This window comes from Jatrophihabitans sp. sgz311053 (assembly GCF_056135305.1).
In genome coordinates, this window is sequence record NZ_JBWAXP010000003.1 from 267,339 (window position 1) to 282,560 (window position 15,222).

The 15,222-nt window shown below is 71.4% G+C and carries 10 protein-coding genes and 3 tRNA genes; 9 read left to right on the plus strand and 4 right to left on the minus strand.

All coding sequences use genetic code 11. The features are described 5' to 3' along the window. Positions 1-22: 22 nt before the first annotated feature. Positions 23-4,186, plus strand: coding sequence for an alpha-(1->3)-arabinofuranosyltransferase domain-containing protein (locus AC0NZQ_RS19220; protein WP_474531689.1), 4,164 nt, complete (start codon positions 23-25; stop codon positions 4,184-4,186). Here AC0NZQ_RS19220 and AC0NZQ_RS19225 read toward each other — a convergent pair. Further along, positions 4,082-5,278: an acyltransferase family protein gene (locus tag AC0NZQ_RS19225; protein WP_474531690.1), complete on the minus strand. Its 1,197-nt coding sequence runs from the start codon at positions 5,276-5,278 to the stop codon at positions 4,082-4,084. The genes AC0NZQ_RS19220 and AC0NZQ_RS19225 overlap by 105 nt on opposite strands. Then, entirely contained in the window at positions 5,275-7,152 is a 1,878-nt protein-coding gene (locus tag AC0NZQ_RS19230) for a hypothetical protein (RefSeq protein WP_474531691.1), read from the minus strand. Before AC0NZQ_RS19230 ends, AC0NZQ_RS19225 begins: the two co-directional genes overlap by 4 nt. Before the next feature lie 123 nt (positions 7,153-7,275). Here AC0NZQ_RS19230 and pgfA point away from each other — a divergent pair, with 123 nt between their 5' ends. After that, a complete protein-coding gene (pgfA, locus tag AC0NZQ_RS19235; RefSeq protein WP_474531692.1) occupies positions 7,276-8,289 on the plus strand; it encodes a cell envelope lipid trafficking protein PgfA in 1,014 nt (337 codons plus the stop codon). A 184-nt stretch (positions 8,290-8,473) separates the two neighbouring features. On the opposite strand, the gene AC0NZQ_RS19240 is transcribed toward pgfA, so the two are convergent. After that, positions 8,474-9,277: a class I SAM-dependent methyltransferase gene (locus tag AC0NZQ_RS19240; RefSeq protein ID WP_474531693.1), complete on the minus strand. Its 804-nt coding sequence runs from the start codon at positions 9,275-9,277 to the stop codon at positions 8,474-8,476. A 50-nt stretch (positions 9,278-9,327) separates the two neighbouring features. Between AC0NZQ_RS19240 and AC0NZQ_RS19245 the strand changes: the two genes are divergently transcribed. The 7 genes from AC0NZQ_RS19245 to AC0NZQ_RS19275 all read left to right on the plus strand — a co-directional run bounded on the left by AC0NZQ_RS19245 (position 9,328) and on the right by AC0NZQ_RS19275 (position 14,342). Beyond that, positions 9,328-10,287, plus strand: a complete 960-nt coding sequence (locus AC0NZQ_RS19245) for an alpha/beta hydrolase (RefSeq protein ID WP_474531694.1) — start codon at positions 9,328-9,330, stop codon at positions 10,285-10,287. A gap of 234 nt (positions 10,288-10,521) precedes the next feature. After that, positions 10,522-11,988, plus strand: a complete 1,467-nt coding sequence (gene rpsA / locus AC0NZQ_RS19250; RefSeq protein ID WP_474531695.1) for a 30S ribosomal protein S1 — start codon at positions 10,522-10,524, stop codon at positions 11,986-11,988. A 169-nt stretch (positions 11,989-12,157) separates the two neighbouring features. Then, positions 12,158-12,757 carry a dephospho-CoA kinase gene (gene coaE / locus AC0NZQ_RS19255; protein WP_474531696.1) on the plus strand — a complete coding sequence of 200 codons (600 nt, stop codon included), beginning with the start codon at positions 12,158-12,160 and terminating at the stop codon, positions 12,755-12,757. A gap of 76 nt (positions 12,758-12,833) precedes the next feature. Further along, positions 12,834-12,906: transfer RNA gene (locus AC0NZQ_RS19260), tRNA-Gly, on the plus strand. A gap of 26 nt (positions 12,907-12,932) precedes the next feature. After that, a tRNA-Cys gene (locus tag AC0NZQ_RS19265) sits at positions 12,933-13,003 on the plus strand. A 33-nt stretch (positions 13,004-13,036) separates the two neighbouring features. Beyond that, positions 13,037-13,111 (plus strand) — tRNA-Val (locus AC0NZQ_RS19270). Positions 13,112-13,511: 400 nt separating this feature from the next. Beyond that, entirely contained in the window at positions 13,512-14,342 is an 831-nt protein-coding gene (locus AC0NZQ_RS19275; RefSeq protein WP_474531697.1) for an MEDS domain-containing protein, read from the plus strand. 66 nt (positions 14,343-14,408) lie between these two features. Here the strand turns inward: AC0NZQ_RS19275 and AC0NZQ_RS19280 are convergent, their stop codons facing one another. Continuing rightward, positions 14,409-15,149 (minus strand): response regulator transcription factor, encoded by a 741-nt coding sequence (locus AC0NZQ_RS19280; protein ID WP_474531698.1) that lies wholly within the window; start codon positions 15,147-15,149, stop codon positions 14,409-14,411. Positions 15,150-15,222: the final 73 nt, after the last annotated feature.

Here is a 15,222-nt window from a genome sequence, read left to right on the forward strand (position 1 = left end):
CAGTGACAGGTACCGTCTCGGAGTGTTCGTCGGATCCGATAGCGCCAGCCGCCGGCGCCGCTCGGTTCACCGGCTGCGACTCGCCGCGATCTGCGTCGGGCTGACGCTGCTCGTCTTCTCGCAGAGCTCCGGCCTTCCCGCCGCGGACACCAAGCTCGACCTCGTCGTCGATCCGCTGCGCTTCCTGGCGAACGGCGTCCGCATGTGGGACCCGCTCGGCAACGCCGGACAGCTGCAGAACCAGGCCTACGGCTACCTGTTCCCCATGGGGCCGGCGTTCCTGCTCGGCCACTGGAGCCAGCTCCCGGTGTGGGTGGTGCAGCGTGCCTGGGAATCGGGCTTGATCGTCGCAGCCTTCCTCGGCGCGGTCCGCCTGGCGAGGCTGCTGCAGGTCCGTGGCACGTGGCCGCGGGTCGGTGTGGGGCTTGCTTACGCGCTGGCGCCACGCATGATCATGGAGATCGGGGTCATCTCCTCCGAGCTGCTGCCGGTCGTCGCGCTGCCGTGGCTGCTGATTCCGCTCGTCGAGGGTTCGACGCGGGGTTCGCCGCGTCGGGCGGCGGCGCGGTCCGGGGTGGCGCTGCTGTTCGCCGGCGGGATCAACGCCGCCGCCACGCTTGCGGTGCTGCCCGTCCCGGCGCTGTGGCTGCTGACGCGGGCCAAGGGCCCGCGCCGCCGATCGCTGCTGTCGTGGTGGGTGGTGGCGGTCGCGCTGGCCTGCGCCTGGTGGATCGTGCCGCTGCTGGTGCTGGGGCGCTACAGCCCGCCGTTCCTGGACTGGATCGAGTCGAGCGCGGTGACCACGGGTCGCACCGACCTCGTCGAGGTGCTGCGGGGCACCGATCACTGGCAGGCCTACCTGGGTCCTTCGGTCTGGCCGGCCGGGTGGATCTTCGTCGCCTCCGGCGCGACGGTGATCGCCACGGTCCTGGTGGCCGCCGCCGGAGTGTTCGGCCTGAGCCGGCGCCCGCCGCAGCGGCTCTTCCTCCTGTCAAGCCTTGCCCTCGGCATCGTGGTCATCACCGCCGGTCATGTCTCGACGGTTGGTCCGCTCTTTGCGCCGGAACTGCGGCACGCTCTGGACGGCCCGCTCAACGCCTTTCGCAACATCCACAAGTTCGACCCGCTGGTCCGGCTGCCGCTGGCCGTCGGGGTCGGTCACGCCCTGGCCTGGTGTGCCGACCGGGTGCGTGCCAGCCGCTCCCTCGCACTACCCGGCGGCGCTCTGCTGCCCACCCGAGCGCTCGCGCTGGGACTGACGTTCGCGGTCGGCCTCGTCGCTATTGCACCCGCCCTCTCCGGGCGGGTCGTCCCCGACACCCGCACATCCAACGACCCGTCGTGGTGGCGCTCGGCGGGCAGCTGGCTCGGCCACCACGAACGCGACGGCGGCGGCCGGGCGCTCGTCGTGCCGGGAGCTCCGGCACCGGTCTACCTCTGGGGCGAACCACGTGACGACGCGCTGCAGCCGGTCGCGGGCGGGCCGTGGACGGTGCGCGACGTCGCGCCGCTCGCCCGGGCCGGGTACGTGCGCTGGCTCGACGCCGTCGAGGCGACGCTGGCTTCCGGGACCGCCGATCCGACGCTGCCGGCAATGCTCGCGCGGGCAGGCGTGAGGTATCTCGTGGTGCGCAACGATCTCGACGCCGCACGCTCGGGAGCGACCCCGCAACGCTTCGTCCACGCCGCCCTGGACGGCAGTCCCGACCTGCGGCGGGTGGCGAGCTTCGGGCCGGACGTGGACGGCCCGCCGGACCCGTCCCGCCTCGTGGACCAGGGCCTCAGCGGTGGCAGGCCGGCGGTGGAGATCTACCAGAACGCGGCCTGGTCGGGTGAGGTCTCCCTGATGGCGGCCGGTGACACCGTGCGGGCCAACGGGTCGACCGACGCGCTCCCCGCGCTGCTGCACGCCGGGCTGACCACCGAGACGCCGGTGGTGCTCGGCAGCGGTCCCGGAAACGTCCTCACGGACGGCATCCGGCGGCGCGAGTTCGGCTTCGGCAGCGTCGACCGGTACTCGGAGACCCTCACCCGGGACGCGCCCTTCCAGGCACAGCGCGCCGCGCACGACTATCTGCCTGACGACGCCGGCCCCCTCACCACCGCGAGCTATCTGGGCATCGACGCGGTGACCGCGTCGTCGTCGGCGAGCGACCCCACCGCGATCTTCTATCGCGGTCCGCAGTACAGCCCGTGGGCCGCCCTCGACGGCAGCTCGGCGACATCGTGGATCAGCGCGACGGACTCACAGCCGACGGGGCAGTGGCTGGACGTGAACGTCGGCCGCCTGGTCCGCCCGGCTGAGCTGCAGATCGCCTTCACGCCCGGCCTGGGCGGCTACCCCACCCGCGTCAGGGTCAGCACCGACAGCGCGGCGGTCGCGCAGGACGTCGTGGCAACGAGTCGTCCGCAGGCGCTGCGTCTGCCGGCAGGCGCCACCCGGCAGGTGCGGGTCACCGTGCTCGCCGCCGAAGGATCGGCCCGGCAGGTCGGCATCCGCTCGCTGACCATCAGCGGGGTCTCGCCCGCGCGGGTACTGGACGTCACCGGTCCGCGGACGCCCGAGGTCATCACCTTCCGCGCTGCATTCGGCGAGCGCGACGAGTGCGTCACCCTCCGCGGAGCCCCGGTCTGTGACCCGTCGTGGGTGAGCGCGGGGGAGGACGACGTGGTGCTGACCCGCGGCTTCTCCCTCGGCGCAGCACGGTCCTACCTCGCCGAGCAGTCGGTCATGTTCCGCGCGGGTCGGCAGTTGGACGCGCTGCTCGATCGCGGGAACATCCTGGCCGCCACGGCGACCTCGCGCGACTCCGCCGATCCGCGGCAACGCCCCGGCGCAGTCGTGGACGGTTCGACCGACTCGGGGTGGGTGGCGGCGGCCGGCGACACGCGTCCGGCGATCACGGTGACGACGGCTCGTCCGGTGACGCTGCGCTCGATCCGGCTCCGGCCCTTCACGCGGGCTCCGGTGGCGACGGCGCGTGAGGTCTCCATCCGGGCCGCCGACGTCTCTTTCCGCAGCCGGATCCCGGCCGACGGCGTGATCGAGCTGCCACGGGCGGTCCGCACCTCCGCCGTCACCGTCACGGTGGAGCGCGCGTCGGTGCGCTCGACGACCGACTCGCAGACCGGGCAGCGCAGGCTGCTTCCGGTCGGCATCGGTGAGATCCAGCTCGCCGGAACACAGCCGATCGTGCCGACACCGCCGAGCGAGATCTCGATCGGCTGCGGCGGTGGCCTCGTCCTGGTGGTCGACGGCCGACCGGTGCAGATGCAGGTGCGGGCCCGGACGGCGACGGTCCTCGCCGGTCGTGAGGTCGTGGCGCGCCCCTGTGGCGCCGCCACCGTGTCGCTGGCGGCGGGTCGCCACGTGATTGCCGGGGGGAGCAACGCTCTGCTCGCCACGCGCGGGGTCGTGCTGCGCGAGCCCGGTTCCGACATCGGCACGGGACGATCCGCGGGTCGCGCAGAGATCGTCACGTGGACCGCGACCCGGCGTGCCGTCCGGGTCCGTGCCGACGAGGCTGCGCTGCTCGTGGTGCGCGAGAACGCCAATGCCGGGTGGCAGGCCGAGCTGGGCGGCCGCCCCCTCCGGGCGGTGACCGTCGACGGCTGGCAGCAGGGTTGGCTGGTGCCGGCCGGTGCGTCCGGGACAGTCGAGCTGACCTTCGGCCCGCAACGAGCGGCCACCGTCGGCCTGCTGGGGGGAGCGGCGGCTGTCGTGCTGTTGCTCGCCCTGGCCTTCCTCCACCGTGGCCCCCGACGGTCGACTGAATATGCGCGGATTCGCGAGAACAGGCCGAGAGGGCTGGCTGCCGTGGCGCTGACCGCCGCGATGGTGCTGGCCGGCGGATGGGTGGGCGCCGTCGTCGCTGGCCTGACCGGTGTCGTCATCGCTGCGAATCACCGATTCCGGTGGAAGCACGTGAGCGTGCGGGCGCTCTCGTGTGCGGCGGTCGGACTCGTCCTCGTCGCGGGCGTGGCGAGCGCGCTGCGGACCGCGGCGTCGAGTGGCTACTGGGCCGGAACGCCGCTCGTGCAGACCCTCGTGCTCGCCGCCGTTGCCCTCACCGTGGCCACGCTATTCGCGCGACCTGCGGCCCCGCGAGAGGCGTCGCAGCAGCGGGCGTTCCAGGAGATACCAGGAGGCAGCGGCGGCGATGATCGCGCCGCTGGAGGCAAGTAGCCACAACACGGCGAAGTGACCGCTGAAGACGGCCCAGCCGAGCCAGTGCTGCAGGGCGATCAACAACGCCAGATGCCACAGGTACACGCCGTAGGACACGGTGCCCAACCAGCGCATGACCCGGTTGCCCAGCGTTCGCCGGATCGTGGCGTTGTCGCCGAGCATGACGGGGAGGAGGAGGAAGAAGGCCGCGAGCCCGTACAGGCCGTGTCGCATCGTCCACTGCCAGCCGGACGAGGGAGTGAGGTCGTAGGGGCCGGAGACGGGCAGCGTCGCGAGCCAGAACACCAGCCCGCCGAAGAGGAGGCAGGTGCCGGGCGCGTCGGTCGCCCACAGACGCAGCCTGTCGCCGAGGGCGAATCGACCCGGCTCGGCCACGCTGACGACGCCGATCAGCATGCCGAGGGCGAACCAGTCCAGGTTCGTGGGCAGCCAGAGCAGCGACGGTGTCGCGGGCCCGACCGCGACGTGGATGACCACGTCGCTGGCCACCGTCACGGCCCCCATCGCGGCGAGCAGCGACAGCAGTGCGGTGAGGGGATCGATGCGGCTCGCCAGCCACCGGCACAGCGTGGCGAGCAGGGGGAGGAAGGCGTAGAACGCGATCTCGGTGGCCAGCGTCCACATCTGTGACAGCGACGAGTCGACGTTGTGGCCGGTGTAGGTCTGCGTCAGGGTCAGGTAGGCGGCCCAGTCCGCGCCGCTCGGCGTGCGTAACGACAGCACGCCCAGCACGACCGCCGTGGCGAGCCAGTACGCGGGCAGGATGCGCACGGCCCTGCGCCACCAGAACGTGCGCGCGCCGGGCAAGGGCGCACGGGCGAGGATCGACGCCGCGAACGGGCGGAAGAGCAGGAAGCCCGAGAGCAGGAAGAACAGCGTGACCCCGAAGTCCAGGCGAGCCAGCAGGGGTGCGAACGGTCCGTTGTCCAACGAGCGACCGGACAGGAAGCCGGCGTGCGTGGCGACGACGGCCAGCGCGGCAAGCGCCCTCACTCCGTCGAGCGAGTCGACATGGTGCGGTGCTGCCGGCCGCTGTCCGGCGCTGCGGCCGGTGGCCGCCGGCGCCGCCGGGTTCGGGGTGACGGTCATCGGGTCGCCTTCGGGAACGGGTAGCCGACGTCGATGTCGGTGAGGCACAGGTTGGTGGCGGAGGCATCGGTGCGGATGTGGATGGCCTCCGGCCGGATGGTCGGAAACCGGAGGACGTAGGTCGACAGGCGCCCGTCCAGCATGGTGCGCGTGCCGCTGACCGGAGCCACCTCATGCCCGCCGGGCCCGCTCATCGTCACGTAGACGGTGCTGGGGGTCTGCTGGAAGTACGCGAGCTTCACGAACCACTCGTTCGCCTTCGCCGAACCGACGAGTCGGCGGGTGATGGTGGTCCGGCCGCGCAACAGGGTGCTGCAGAAGGGCGCGGGCCGGGTGCGCGCTCTGGCGGCGCGAAGGAAGACCGCCGGCCGCAGCCTGCCCTCGGCATCCACCACGGTGTCGGGTGCCGCCGACGTCGGGAGCCGAACGTGACCACCGAGCAGCGGGACGAAGTCCGACAGCCGGCGCCGCGGTTCGATGAACGGCACCACGTCGAGCGGGACGGTGGTGTCGTACATCCGGACGTCGGGATGGTCGTCCAACTCGTGCCGCAGGGTCGCGAAGAAGTCCCGCGTCGGGTTCTCCTGCCAGCGGTCGGTGAACGTCCACCCCGACAGCAGGGCGCCGCCGACGACGACGGCGAGCAGGGCGGCGACACCGGCGCGCACCCGGCGCGTCGCCGTCGAAGTCGGCGTAGACAGTGAAGCCACCGGGGACGCGGCCGTCTCGCGGACAGGCGTCGCGAAGGCGAGCGTCACGCCCAGGGCGAGCGGCACGGCGAGGTTCCACGCGTACGTGAGTTGGTGAGCGAAGATCAGGCCGAACTGCGACAGCCGTCCCAGCGCGACCAGCACGCTGACGGCGACCGACGCGACCACCGGGATGCTCCAGGCGACGAGCGCGCGACGACCGCGGCGTACGAGAGAGACGATGACGGCGATGAGAAGGGCGAGCTGGGCCAGGATCACGCCGGCCGTGGGCATGTCGGTGGCGCTGAAGTAGACGCCGTCGACCGACTGCCACCGCCAGGGGCCGCCGAGCGCGGCCGGCACCACGGTCTGGCTCCACGACTCCCAGACCGCGCGCAGCAGGCCGCCCGCTGACGGGCGGCGCAGCGAGCCGCCGTAGCCGCCCGCCACGAACCACACGCCGAAGGCCGCGACCGGAGCTGCGACCAGCAGCCAGCCCCGCCAGTGCGAGGCAAGCGTCAGCAGTCGTTGCCGGGCAGAACCCTGCAGCAGGAACCCGACGGTGAGTGGCGGCAGCAGCAGCAGCGTCACCGCGCTGAGCTCGAGGAAGGTGGCCGCAAGGCCGAAGCAGGCACCCGCGATGGCTGCGTCGGCCAGCCGCCGACGTCGCGCGTAGTGGACCCAGCGCAGCAGACCAACCAGCGCGAGGAGCTGGGCGGGCATGACATTCACGGCGCAGGCCAGCCACAGCGGTCCGAGGAGCAATGGCGAGAGGGCGTAGGCCGCGAGCACGCCGAGCACGAGGCGGGTGGGCCCCGCGAGCTGCGTCAGCAGGCGTCCCAGCAGCAGTGTCGTGGCAGCCTGCATCGCGAGCCGGGCGACGGTCGTCGTCCAGTAGAAGTCCGTGATGCCCAGTGGCCGGATCAGCCAGAACACGAGCCGCGTGCCGGGGCTGAGATGGTCGTTGATGGGGTCGGTCAGATACCCCGGTCCGAGGCTTCGGCCGGTCGCCTGCGCGAGGAAGGCCAGGTCGTCCTGGTAGTACCAGCCGCGGCTCATCAGCGTGCCGAGCCAGCAGGCCTGCACGACGACGATGATGGCCAGCGCGAGACGGAAGGACGGCGGTCTCGCCGCGAACCGGCGCATGTGCGGACGTTCCGTCCCGATGCCGGCGGGCGCACTCACGATTTGTCGCCTGTTCGCTCGTCGGATGGTGTCGAGATCACCGCGGATGCTACGGGTACGCGCCTCTCGCTGATACGGTTCGTTCACATCGACGCAACGTCGAGTTGACAAAGGGGATCGTACGTGCGTAAAGCCCTGGGATTCGTCCTGGTCGGGGTCGGAGTCTTCGGGATCGTCATGGCTGTCCTGTTGCCGACGGTCGTGGTCGACAAGTCGAAGAAGACGCCGCTGGATCTGAACATCACGCAGATCGCGAACGGTCCGGCCAAGCTCTACGACGCGGCGACAGGTCGGACCGAGGACGTGCGCCTGCGCGCCCTGCGCAAGGTCCGCACCGACTCCAGCGCCTCGGACGGCACCAACACGACCGTCGTGGAGAGCCTCTGCGTCGCGGTGGACGACGGCAAGCTGCCGAAGAACTGCCCGACCTCGGCCGACCCCCGGCTGCTCAGTGTCAGCACCGACCGCGTGACTGCCAACCGGCGCTCCGGCGAGTCGGTGCACGTCCCCAAGTACCACGAGGCGATCAACGGCGACACCAGCGCTCGCCACACGGGCTTGTCCTACAAGTTCCCCATCGACACCGAGAAGAAGACCTATCAGCTCTTCAGCCCGGACCTCGGCAAGGCGTTCCCTGCCCGCTTCGTCGGCACCGACACCCGGCGCGGCCTCGAGGTGTACAAGTTCGTCTCGGCCACCGGCGACCAGCCCTACACGATCAAGGGCACCTTCCCCGGTACCTACAACGACACCCGCACCGTCTGGGTCGAGCCGAACACCGGGGTGATCGTCGACGGCACCGAGCGCCAGATCCAGACCTTGGACGGCGCCACCAAGATCGTCGCCCTGGACACCACGCTCACCTTCAGCAAGGGATCGGTCGACTACCAGGCCAACTACGCCAAGGACAAGATCGACCAGCTCAAGCTGGCGCAGGTCTACGGTCCGATCGGCGCCGGCATCCTGGGGCTGCTCGCGCTCGTGGGTGCCTTCTTCCTGCTGCGGCGTCGCGTCGACCGGGACGGGGGAGACGATGGCGTCCACCCCGACGAGCACGACGGCCCGTCATCCGACGACGACCCGGACCAGAGCGGTCCGTGGTTCGCCGACAGCGGTGCCTCCGGCCGGGCGTCGTAGCTCCGAGTCACCGCGGGCCGGCCTAGGGCGTGTCTGACAATCCCGTGCTCTGCTGCGCGACGCCCGGGCACGCACGCTGCCGCGTTGTCGTCGTCGGCCGTAGCAGGCTACGACCGTCCTCCTCCGCCTTGCATCGCGCGCACCCGACCGCCGCTCGCGACGAGCGAGAATTGTCAGACACGCCCTAGTCCGGTCGCTCGCAGACATAGATCGCGGTTCCGGGCAGGATCGCACCGCGCAGCGGTGACCACTGTCCCCACGGCCGGGTGTGACCGGCCGGCCACTCCGGCTCGACGAGATCCACCAGGCGCAGGCCGGCGGCCACGATCTCGCGGATGCGATCACCCATCGTCCGATGGGTCTCCACGTAGGTGGGAGTCCCGTCGGCGGCGTGCTCGACGTACGGGGTGCGGTCGAAGTACGACATGGTCGCCGTCAGTCCGGCCGGCCCGGGGTCGTCGGGAAAGGCCCAGCGCACCGGGTGGTTCACCGCGAAGACCCAGCGGCCGCCGGGGCGCAGCACCCGCGCCGCCTCGTGCATCACCCGGCCGGGGTCGGCGACGAACGGGACCGCGCCGAAGGCGCTGAAGACGATGTCGAAGGCCCCGTCGCGGAAGGGGAGGTGCTCGGCGTCGGCCTGGACGAGCGGCACCGTCACCCCGGTCGCCGCGGCCCCGGCGCGGGCGTGCCGCAGCATGCCGGTGGAGAGGTCGAAGGCGACGGGGCGGGCCCCGGCGCCGACCAGCCAGCGTGAGCACATGGCCGAGCCGCAGCCGAGCTCCAGCACCCGCTTGCCCCGGACGTCGCCGAGCAGGTGAGCCTCGGCCTCGCGCAGCCGTTCCGGGCACCAGACGAAGTCGGTCACGCCGAGGAAGTCGCCGTGCTCGTCGTGGTAGGCGTCGGCGTCGGCGTCCCACCAGCCCCGGCTGGCCCGGCTGGCGGCGCCGGAGTCGACGTGACGGCGCCCGACGCCGGAGGCATGCGTCATGGCCGCCACCCTAGCCAGCGCCCTCCGGTACGAGTCGGTACCGTCCGGGCATGGGCCTCCCTCTGAAGACCGCAGCGTTCTGGGCCGTCTACCGCATCGCGGAGCGGGCGCCGGCCATGCAGCAGCCGGCCGACCGGGTCCGGAAGGCCAGCGACCTGCGCAACAAGCTGCTCAGCCTGCCGCCGGCGAAGCTGATCACGGGTCGACCGGACAAGGGCGTGACGATCACGCAGTCGTCCTGCTCGATCGGCGACGGCGTCGAGCTCCCGCTGCGGATCTACCGCCCGGTCACCGCGGGGGAGCGGCCGCCGGTGATCGTCAACTACCACGGCGGGGGCTGGGTCTCGGGGACGCCGCAGCAGTCCGAGTGGTGGTCGGCGGGGATCGCCGCGCGCACCGGTGCCGTCGTCGTCTCGCCGCAGTACCGGCTCGCGCCGGAGCATCCCTTCCCCGGTCCGGTCGAGGACTGCTACGCCGCGACCGTCTGGGTGGCCGAGCACGGCGACGACCTCGGCGTCGACACCTCGAGACTGGCCGTGATGGGCGACAGCGCCGGTGGGAACCTGGCCGCGGTGGTCTCGCTGCTGGCCCGGGACCGCCAGGGTCCGGCCATCGCGTTCCAACTGCTGATCTATCCGTCGGTCGACTTCGTCACCGACTACCCGTCGGAGAACGAGAACGCTCACGCGCCCATCCTCGGCAAGGCCGACCTGGACAACGTCCCCAAGCTCTACCTGCAGGGTGCCGACAAGACGGACCCGCTCGCCTCACCGATCTTCGCCGACCACCACGACCTGCCGCCGGCGTTGGTCCAGACGGCCGAGTACGACCCGCTGCGGGACCAGGGTCCGGCCTACGCGGCGGCGCTGCGTTCGGCGGGGGTCCCGGTCCGGCTCACCAACTACGTCGGCGCAGTCCACGGCTACATCTCGTTGCCGGGCATCTGCCCGGCGGCCAAGCAGGCCCTGGCGGAGGCCTCGGCCGCGCTGCGCGAGGCCTTCGCCGGCTGAGCCCCTGCGGCGATTCGGGAGCGCCGGTCCCGCTCAGCGGGATCAGCGCTCCCCGATCGCCGGCGGAAATGACGCAACCCCCGGATTACCGGTCCCCGGAGGGTGCGAGGTAGGCTGCTAAGTGGACAAGTCTGCGGCCTCGACAAGGTGCAGGCCGCTCGCCCACCAGCACCATCGGTCGGCGATCCGGGCGTGTCCGCAGCCATTCGACTCTTGTCAGGATCCACCTACTCAATGACGTCCACCGTAGAAGCTCCGACCACCCCGCAAGTTGCGATCAACGACATCGGCTCGCTCGAAGAGCTGCTGGCCGCTGTCGACGGCACCATCAAGCCGTTCAACGACGGCGACATCGTCGAAGGCACCATCGTCAAGGTCGACCGTGACGAGGTCCTGCTCGACATCGGTTACAAGACCGAGGGTGTCATCCCCTCCCGTGAACTCTCCATCAAGCACGATGTCGACCCCAACGAGGTCGTTTCCGTGGGCGATGAGGTCGAGGCCCTGGTTCTCCAGAAGGAGGACAAGGAAGGTCGGCTGATCCTCTCCAAGAAGCGGGCGCAGTACGAGCGTGCCTGGGGCACCATCGAGGAGAAGAAGGACAACGACGAGGTCGTCGAGGGCACCGTCATCGAGGTCGTCAAGGGCGGCCTGATCCTGGACATCGGCCTGCGCGGCTTCCTACCGGCGAGCCTCGTCGAGATGCGTCGCGTGCGCGACCTGCAGCCCTACGTGGGCAAGACGCTCGAAGCCAAGATCATCGAGCTGGACAAGAACCGCAACAACGTCGTCCTGTCGCGCCGTGCGTGGCTGGAGCAGACGCAGTCCGAGGTCCGCAGCGAGTTCCTCAACAAGCTCGCCAAGGGCCAGGTGCGTACCGGCGTCGTCTCCTCGATCGTCAACTTCGGTGCCTTCGTGGACCTCGGTGGCGTCGACGGTCTGGTCCACGTCTCCGAGCTCTCCTGGAAGCACATCGACCACCCCTCCGAGGTCGTCGAGGTCGGCCAGGAGGTCACGGTCGAGGTCCTGGACATCGACCTGGACCGCGAGCGCGTCTCGCTGTCGCTCAAGGCGACTCAGGAAGACCCGTGGCGTCACTTCGCCCGCACGCACCAGATCGGCCAGGTCGTGCCCGGCAAGGTCACCAAGCTGGTGCCGTTCGGTGCCTTCGTCCGCGTGCAGGACGGCATCGAGGGCCTGGTCCACATCTCCGAGCTGGCCGAGCGCCACGTCGAGATCCCGGAGCAGGTCGTCAACGTCGGCGACGACCTGCTGGTCAAGGTCATCGACATCGACCTGGAGCGGCGCCGTATCTCGCTGAGCCTCAAGCAGGCCAACGAGGGCGCGCTCTCGGACGAGGCCTTCGACCCGGCGCAGTACGGCATGGAGGCCCAGTACGACGACAAGGGCAACTACATCTACCCCGAGGGCTTCGACCCCGAGACCAACGAGTGGCTCGAGGGTTACGAGCAGCAGCGTGAGGAATGGGAGAAGCGCTACGCCGCCGCGCGTGAGCGTTTCGAGGCCCACAAGAAGCAGCTCGAGGAGGCCCAGAAGGCCGACGCGCAGGCGGCCAACGAGGCCGGCGAGGCGACGTCCTACAGCTCGGACGCCGGCAACGGCGGCCAGGCCGAGAGCGGCGGCTCGCTCGCCTCGGACGAGGCGCTCGCTGCCCTCCGCGAGAAGCTCGCGGGTCGCTGAGCAGTAGCCCGTACTACCTCGACGCCCCGTCGGCCCTCGTGGCCGGCGGGGCGTCGTCGTGTTTCGCCCTCGTCATGGTTTGCATCTCGCAGCGCCGCTAACGCCACCGCAGCAGGTGCGATAGCGGCGCCGGGAGGTGCAAGCGGGTCGCGGCGGTAGCGTCGGCGGCATGCGCGTGGGACTGACCGGGGGCGTGGGTTCGGGCAAGAGCACGGTGGCGCGGCTGCTGGCCGAGCACGGTGCGGTGATCATCGATGCCGACGCCGTAGCCCGTGAGGTGGTCGAGCCCGGCACGCCCGGCTACGCCGCCGTGGTGGCGGAGTTCGGGGACGAGGTCGTCGGCGCCGACGGCGCGCTCGACCGGGCGGCGCTCGCCGCCGTCGTCTTCGCCGACGAGGGACGGCGGGCGGCGCTCAACGGCATCGTCCACCCGCTGGTCGGCGCCCGGGTGGCCGAGCTGGAGCAGGCGGCGCCCGCGGGCGCGGTGACGGTCTACGACGTCCCGCTGCTCGTGGAGAACGACATGGCCGCCGGCTTCGACCTGGTGGTGGTGGTGCTGGCCGAGGCCGAGCTGCGGCTGGGGCGACTCGCCGGCCGTGGGATGCCCGAGGCCGACGCCCGGCGGCGGATGGCCGCGCAGGCCAGCGACGAGCAGCGTCGCGCGGTCGCCGACGAGATCATCGAGAACAACGGCGATCTGCCGGCGCTGCGCACCGCTGTGGACCGGGTGTGGCAGCGGATCGAGGAGGCGTCGGCGACCGGGGGGTGAGCCGGGTCGAACCTCCGTCGGGCCATCAGGTAGTGTTTCCTCCTGGCACACGGCAGCAGGTTCGGCCGGGTTCCATGCGGACGTAGCGCAGCTGGTAGCGCATCACCTTGCCAAGGTGAGGGTCGCGGGTTCGAATCCCGTCGTCCGCTCGGAAGACGCTGTGACGGCGTCTCACGGTGGCGTGGCCGAGAGGCGAGGCAACGGCCTGCAAAGCCGTGTACACGGGTTCAAATCCCGTCGCCACCTCGCGCACAACCGCCGCGTCAGCGGTGTACATAAGGGCGATTAGCTCAGTGGGAGAGCACTACCTTGACACGGTAGGGGTCACTGGTTCAATCCCAGTATCGCCCACCACGGAAGGCCCCGGGGTTCCCGGGGCCTTCGTCGTCTCCGCCGGATTTCCGCCGGTCTGTCCGCGCGTTGTGTGCGGTGCGTAAGCCGGATCGTATGGCCGCCGGGCGGCCGTCGGGCTGGGCGCGGATCGACGCCGGGTGCATCATCTTGCCAACGCGTCGCCCCTCATCCCGCGAGCACGGCGACGCCCGTGCGGAGCGCAGCGCGTTGCGTGCCACGTGCTGGACGCGTCCGGGTTCGACACGCCGGTCGCCGCAAAACCGGGGGACGGCGACCGGCGTGTCGCGCTCGTGACGTTGCGCGCCGCGGCCCCGGAGCGATCACGGCGACGACGGTTGCGTGCCGGGCCGTTGGTCCCGAATATCCGTTGTGGTCCGGACCAGCGGGTAGCGTCCATCGGATGAGATGTCGCGGCCTGCTGGACGGTGCCGCGGCGACGCGTCTCCATGATCATCTCGGGTGGGTCGGCCACGGCCGGTCAGGGTTGGACGAGACGGCTCGTGCCGTCTTCACGGTGGCTGCCCCCGACGAGCGGCTGCTCTTCCTGCCGCGTGACGGGGACGCGGGTGCGATCGGCGAGGACTTCGCCGCAGACCTCGCCTCCGGACGTCTCACCGTGCTCGCCGCCGACGAGGCCTACGAGCCGCTGCTGGTCGGTGGCGCTGGTGTGCTCGCCGAGCAGCTGCGCCGCTTCGACGAGGTCGTCGACGACGCGCTGGATCAGGGATACGCCGGCCTCCGGATCGTCGCCGACAACACCGCCACCCTGCTCGGCTCCGGCGACCGGGTGGCCCGGTGGCTGGCGTGGGAGCAGGTGGCCGACCGCTGGCTCGCGGAGCGTCCGGTGGCCGGGAACTGCTGGTTCGACCGCGACCTGCTGCCGCAGCAGCTGCTGGACGCGGCGCTCTGCCGCCATCCGGCCAGCGTCGGTGCTGTCCGCTCGTGGCGTCTCGGCTACGAGCGGGCGATCGGCGGTGGACTGCACGTCGCGCTGGCCGGCTCCGTGGACGCCTTCGACGTCACCGAGCTGGTCGAGGCGTTGGGCACCTGCATCGAGTGCGACGGTGAGGTCGAGGTCTCGCTGGCCGCCACCACGTTCCTGCACCACTCGGTTCCCTTCGCGCTGGCCGAGCTCGCGGAACGGACGGAGAGCCTCCGCTTGGTCGCGCCCTCCGCGCCTGTCGCCCGGTTGCTCAGCGTGCTGCCGCCCCTCGCCGGTTTTGCTGCCTGACGGCGCCCGCGGCCGAACGTCGCGGGCCGCTGCAGGGACGCGTCCTCACGTGGCGGAGCGGAGTGTTCAGGTCGGCGGCGCCCACCGGTAACCCGCGCCATGGACGGTGCGGAGCAGGGTCGGACGCCCGGGGTCGTCCTCGATCTTGCGGCGTAGCCGGTGCACGTGTTCGGTCACCGTGGCCTCGCCCTGGCGTCCGGTCGGCGACTGCCACACTCGCGCCAGCAGCTCGCCCCGACTGAAGATCAGTCCGGGCCGGGAGGCGAAGAAGACGAGCAGGTCGAACTCCTTGGCCGTGAGCTGCACCGGCTCACCCCGCAGCGTGACGCGACGGGCGGCGGCATCGACCTCGAGCTGTCCTACCCGGACGGTGTCGGGCGGGATCTGCGGCACGGTCTCGGCGACGCCGGTGCGTTCGCGCCGCCGGAACACCGCACGCACCCGCGCCTCCAGCACGTCGGGGGAGAACGGCTTGTCGAGGTGGTCGTCGGCGCCCTCGTCGAGGCCCGTGATGCGGCCGGTCGGCGCGCCGCGGTCGGAGAGGACGATGACCGGGGTGTCGGCCTGCGCCGCCGTCTTGCCCCGGCGGATCCGGCGCAGCAGGTCGAGCCCGTCGAGGCCGGGGAGCGACAGGTCGAGGACGACCAGATCGTGCCGGTCGGCGAGCAGCGCCTGCAGCGCCCGCACCCCGTTACCGGCCTGCGAGACGGCGTAGCCGGCGGCTTCGAGCTGCCAGCTCACCACGGTCCGGACGCCGTCGTCGTCGTCCGCGACCAGGACGCGGCGGGGCGGACGGGTCTCGATCATCCGCGCACCTCCACCCGTTGGAGCGAACCACCCGGCGCCGTTCGGAGCCCCGAGCGGGTGTGACTCAGACCTC